General features: G+C 68.9%; 4 protein-coding genes, 1 tRNA gene and 1 pseudogene. 3 read left to right on the top strand and 3 right to left on the bottom strand.

Features of this window, described 5'->3' with window-relative positions; translation table 11 throughout:
* Positions 1 to 1,069 (bottom strand): terminase gpA endonuclease subunit (locus tag AC1D15_RS18745; protein ID WP_477827170.1); only part of this gene is annotated, 1,069 nt, incomplete at its 3' end.
* Between AC1D15_RS18745 and AC1D15_RS18750 the strand changes: the two are divergent.
* A pseudogene (locus AC1D15_RS18750) lies at positions 1,017 to 1,289 on the top strand (tyrosine-type recombinase/integrase); the annotation flags it as partial. The gene AC1D15_RS18745 and the pseudogene AC1D15_RS18750 sit on opposite strands and share 53 nt — an antisense overlap.
* Positions 1,290 to 1,316: 27 nt before the next feature.
* On the opposite strand, the gene AC1D15_RS18755 reads toward AC1D15_RS18750, so the two are convergent.
* Positions 1,317 to 1,393: transfer RNA gene (locus AC1D15_RS18755), tRNA-Ile, on the bottom strand.
* Positions 1,394 to 1,452: 59 nt separating this feature from the next.
* Positions 1,453 to 2,475, bottom strand: a complete 1,023-nt coding sequence (hrcA, locus tag AC1D15_RS18760) for a heat-inducible transcriptional repressor HrcA (protein ID WP_047506481.1) — start codon at positions 2,473 to 2,475, stop codon at positions 1,453 to 1,455.
* A gap of 69 nt (positions 2,476 to 2,544) precedes the next feature.
* Between hrcA and AC1D15_RS18765 the strand changes: the two genes are divergently transcribed.
* Positions 2,545 to 3,417, top strand: coding sequence for an NAD kinase (locus AC1D15_RS18765; RefSeq protein WP_477827171.1), 873 nt, complete (start codon positions 2,545 to 2,547; stop codon positions 3,415 to 3,417).
* A 7-nt stretch (positions 3,418 to 3,424) separates the two neighbouring features.
* Positions 3,425 to 4,634, top strand: a 1,210-nt coding sequence (locus AC1D15_RS18770) for a DNA repair protein RecN (RefSeq protein WP_477827172.1), incomplete at its 3' end; no start/stop codon positions are given.

The raw sequence follows: 4,634 nt of genomic DNA on the forward strand, positions 1-4,634 counted from the left end.
GGACAACGGGGYGGACGACGGGTGGTCGTGCTGCAGGTGGTGGAGCTGGCGGAGGCGCCGCAGCCACCGCGCTCGGTTGTGGAGACGTCTGCACTGGCGCCGGATCGCTGCCCGAGGTCGGCGCTGCGGCCCCGCCGCCAGCGAACAGGTCAGGCTCCAGCCCGGCTTCAAGCCGCGCCCACAGCTTGTCGCTGAGCGCGTGCAGGCCCAGCATCTGCGCGCAGAACAGCGCGTAGACCGTGCAGTCCAGCTTCTCGTTGCGCTTGCCCGCCGGCTTCAGCCAGCGGTGCTCCTCGCCGCGGCCGGTCTTGACGAGCATCCGACTCTCGGCCGTGAGCTGGTCGTAAAACTCGGCAGTCAGCTCGCGCGCGAAGTGCACGTAGCCCGGCCCGGGCTGGCTGACCTGCAGGCGGCCGTAGAGCAAGTCCTTGGCGGTGTCGGTGCCTAAGTGCCACAGCCGCACGCCCTTGCGGATCGTCTTGCCGCGCTCGTTCACGTCGACCAGAACGCTGGCGCTCTTGATCGGCCGGCCCAGCCGCGTCTCGCCCTTCACCGCGTACAGGTTCTGGTTCGGCCGGTTGCGCACGAACACGTAGCACTGGTGGGTGAAGTGGCCGCCTGTGTCGATCGCCACCGCGTCGGCCGACATCTCGACGCCACACACGTGCCGGTAGGTCGCCTTGATCGCCGGATCCAGCTTCAGATCCCATTCGCGCTGGTCGGCAGGGTTGCCGTAGATGACCAGGTCATCGACCACCCACATCTCCTCGCCGCGCCCGAACCCCCACACCACCAGTTCCCAGCGGTCGCCCTGCACGTCGACGCCGATCGCGAGCTTCACCGCGCCGCGCGGCACGGTGCGCAGCGGGTGRCCGTGCTTGCCCCGCAGCGCGAGCTGGCTGGCGTCGGTCTTCTCCAGTTCCTGCTCGTAAGTCTCGCCGCGCGTGGTGTTGATGAAGGTTTTGAGGTCGCTGTCGTCGCCGGCCTGCGCCTTCTTCGCAGCCGTCAGCCACCCGATCGGCCAAGTCAACACGAAGGCGTGGAAGGCAGCGCTCCAACGGGCCGGCATCCAGGACTTCCGATGGCACGACTTGCGGCACACCTTCGCGACATGGCATCGACAGGCTGGAACGCCAACCCATGAGCTACAGCGGCTCGGCGGCTGGAAAACCGGCGCAATGGTCGAGCGGTATGCGCACGTAGCGCCGGAAGCGTTGCAAGGCGCGGCCCTGCGATTGGATGCGTTCTTTGGTTACGCTGCGGCTACGCCGGAAGATCGGGGCTCCTAGCAAACAACGCTAAGTCCTTGATCGTATTGGTAGGCCGTGTTGGACTTGAACCAACGACCAAAGGATTATGAGTCCTCTGCTCTGACCAACTGAGCTAACGGCCCTCGGGAAAGGAGCGCCGATTGTAGGTGCCCGCCACGCGGCACCAAGCAGCCGAACGGACCTACTTCTGGCTCAGCGCGTTGCTCACCAGCCGCGACGTGATGTCGACGATCTGGATCATCCGGTCGTATGCCATCCGCGTCGGCCCGATCACCCCGAGCGTGCCCACCACCTGCCCGTTCACCTCGTACGGCGCCGACACCACCGAGAGCTCCTCGAACGGCACCACCATGCTCTCGCCGCCGATGTAGATGCGCACGCCCTCGGCGCGGCTGCTCACGTCGAGCAGCCGCATCAGCTGCGTCTTCTGCTCGAACAGGTCGAACAGCTTGCGCAGCGAGCCCATGTCGCTGCTGAAATCCTGCACCGTCAGCAGGTTGCGCTCGCCGGAGATCACCACCTGCTCCTGGCTGTCGGCCATCGCCTCGCTGCCGGCCTGCACCGCCGCCTGCATCAGCGCCGCGATCTCGCCGCGCAGCGCATCGACCTCGCTCTTCAGCCGCTCGCGCACCTCCTCGATCGTCAGGCCCGCGTACTGCGCCGTCAGGTAGTTGCTCGCCTCGATCAGCTGGCTCTGCGTGTAGTCCTGCGCGGTGACGATCACCCGGTTCTGCACGTCGCCATCGGGCGCCACCAGGATCACCAGCACCCGCCGCTCCGACAGCCGCAGGAACTCGATGTGGTGGAACACGCTCGCCTTGCGCGGCGCCGTCACCACACCGACGAAGCTCGACAGGCTGGACAGCAGCTGCGCCGCGTTCGCGATCACGCGTTGCGGCTGGTCGGGGTGCAGCTGCGGCTGCTCCATCGCGGGCGTCGCGCGCGCCAAGTCGATCGGCTGCGCCGTCAGCATCGTGTCGACGAACAACCGGTAACCCCGCGCCGTCGGGATGCGCCCCGCGCTGGTGTGGGGGCTCGCGATCAGCCCCAGATCCTCGAGGTCGGCCATCACGTTGCGGATGGTGGCCGGCGACAGGTCCAGCCCCGACGCCCGCGACAGCGTGCGCGACCCCACCGGTTGTCCGTCGGCGATGTAGCGTTCGACCAGCGCTTTCAGAAGTGTTTTGGCTCGCTCGTCCAGCATGGTTTCATTGTAGGCGCGAGGCCATTTTCTGCCCCGGTTCCCAGGGGGCGCTGTGGTGTAATCCCGCGCATGCCGACCCGTTTTCGACACGCAGCGCTGGTGGGAAAGTACCAGGCCCTCGGAATGCGCGGGGTGCTGCAGGACATTGCGCAATTTCTGGGCCGGCAAGGCCTCGAGGTCTCGCTCGAAGCCGAGACGGCGCACAACACCGGCATGACCGACTACCCGGCGCTCACGCCCGAGCAGCTCGGCCAGCGTTGCGACCTGGCCGTCGTCGTCGGCGGCGACGGCACCATGCTCGGCATCGCCCGCCAGCTCGCCCGCTTCAACCTGCCGCTGGTGGGCATCAACCAGGGCCGCCTGGGCTTCATCACCGACCTGCCGATCGACCAGTTCGAGGAAGCCCYCGCCCCGATGATCGCCGGCGACTACGAAGAAGAACGCCGCACCATGCTCGAAGGCGGCGTCTGGCGCGACGGCCGCATGATCTTCGAAGGCATCGCGATGAACGACGTGGTCGTCAGCCGGGGTGCCACCGCCAGCATGGTGCAGCTGAAGATCGACATCGGCGACGAATTCGTCGCCAACCACCGCGCCGACGGCCTGATCGTCGGCTCGCCCACCGGCTCCACCGCCTACGCGCTGTCGGCCGGCGGCCCGATCCTGCACCCGGGCATCGCCGGCTGGGTGCTGGTGCCGATCGCGCCGCACGACCTCTCCAACCGCCCGATCGTGCTGCCCGACATCGGCGAGATCTGCATCGAGATCGTCGCCGGCCGCGATGCGAGCGTCAGCTTCGACATGCAAAGCCTCGCGAGCCTGCTGCACGGCGACCGCATCATCGTGCGCCGCTCGGCGCACCAGGTGCGCTTCCTGCACCCGCGCGGCTGGAGCTACTACGCCACCCTTCGCGGCAAGCTCCACTGGAACGCCGGACTGTGATCCCATCATGCTGAAACGCCTCGCCCTGCGCGATTTCGTCATCGTGACCTCGCTCGAGGTCGAACTGGCCGGCGGCTTCTCGGTGCTGACCGGCGAGACCGGCGCCGGCAAGTCGATCCTGATCGACGCGCTGCAGCTCGCGCTCGGCAGCCGCGGCGACGCCGGCGTGGTGCGCGAAGGCGCGGCCCGCGCCGACATCACCGCCGAGTTCGATGCGCCCGCGAGCCTCGCGGCCTGGCTCGACGATGCCGGCTTCGACAACGCCGACACGCTGTTGCTGCGCCGCGTCATCGATGCGCAGGGCAAGAGCCGCGCCTGGGTCAACGGCAGCCCGGCCACCGTCGCGCAGCTGCGCGAGGCGGCCGATCACCTCGTCGACATCCACGGCCAGCACGCCTGGCAGAGCCTCACGCGCAGCGCCTCGGTGCGTGCGCTGCTCGACGCCTATGCCGGCGTCGATGTCGCGCCGCTCGGCGCGGTGTGGTCGCGCTGGAAGGCCGCCGGCGATGCGCTCGACAAGGCGCGCAGCCAGCAGGCCGACCTCGAACGCGAGCGCGAGCGCCTCGCCTGGCAGATCGGCGAGCTCGACAAGCTCGGCCCTGAAGCCGACGAGTGGGAAACGCTGAATGCCGACCACCAGCGGCTGTCGAATTCGCAGGCGCTGATGGACGCCGCCCGCAGCGCGCTCGATGCGCTGAGCGAGGCCGATGTCAATGCCGAATCGCTGACCAGCGGCGCTGCCGACGCGCTCGGCAACGTCGCCGAGTTCGACGCCCGCCTCGCCGCCGTGGCCGAGGTGCTGCAGAGCGCCCAGGCGCAACTGCAGGATGCGGCGCACACGCTCAGCGGCTACCTGCACCACACCGAGCTCGAACCCGAGCGCCTGCAGGAGCTCGACGATCGCCTGTCGGCATGGGTCAGCCTTGCCCGCCGCTACCGCCGCGCCCCGGCCGAGCTGCCGGCGCTGCTCGAGCAGTGGAAGGATGAATTGCGCGCGCTCGACGCCGCCACCGACCTCGACGCGCTCGAATCGGCGCTCGCGCAGGCGCATGCCGCGTTCAGCGCCGAGGCGAAGCGCGTCTCCGCCGCCCGCAAGGCCGCTGCCCCGAAGCTGGCCGCCGCCGTCACGCAGGCGATGCAGCAGCTCGGCATGGCCGGCGGCCGCTTCGAGGTCGCGCTCACCGCACAGGACGCGCCGCAATCCTTCGGCCTCGAAT

It is taken from the genome of Rhizobacter sp. P2_H2 (assembly GCF_056403375.1).

Coding starts and splice junctions, on each gene's coding strand:
- hrcA (WP_047506481.1), bottom strand. CDS start 2,475: ATGCTGGACGAGCGAGCCAAAACACTTCTGAAAGCGCTGGTCGAACGC.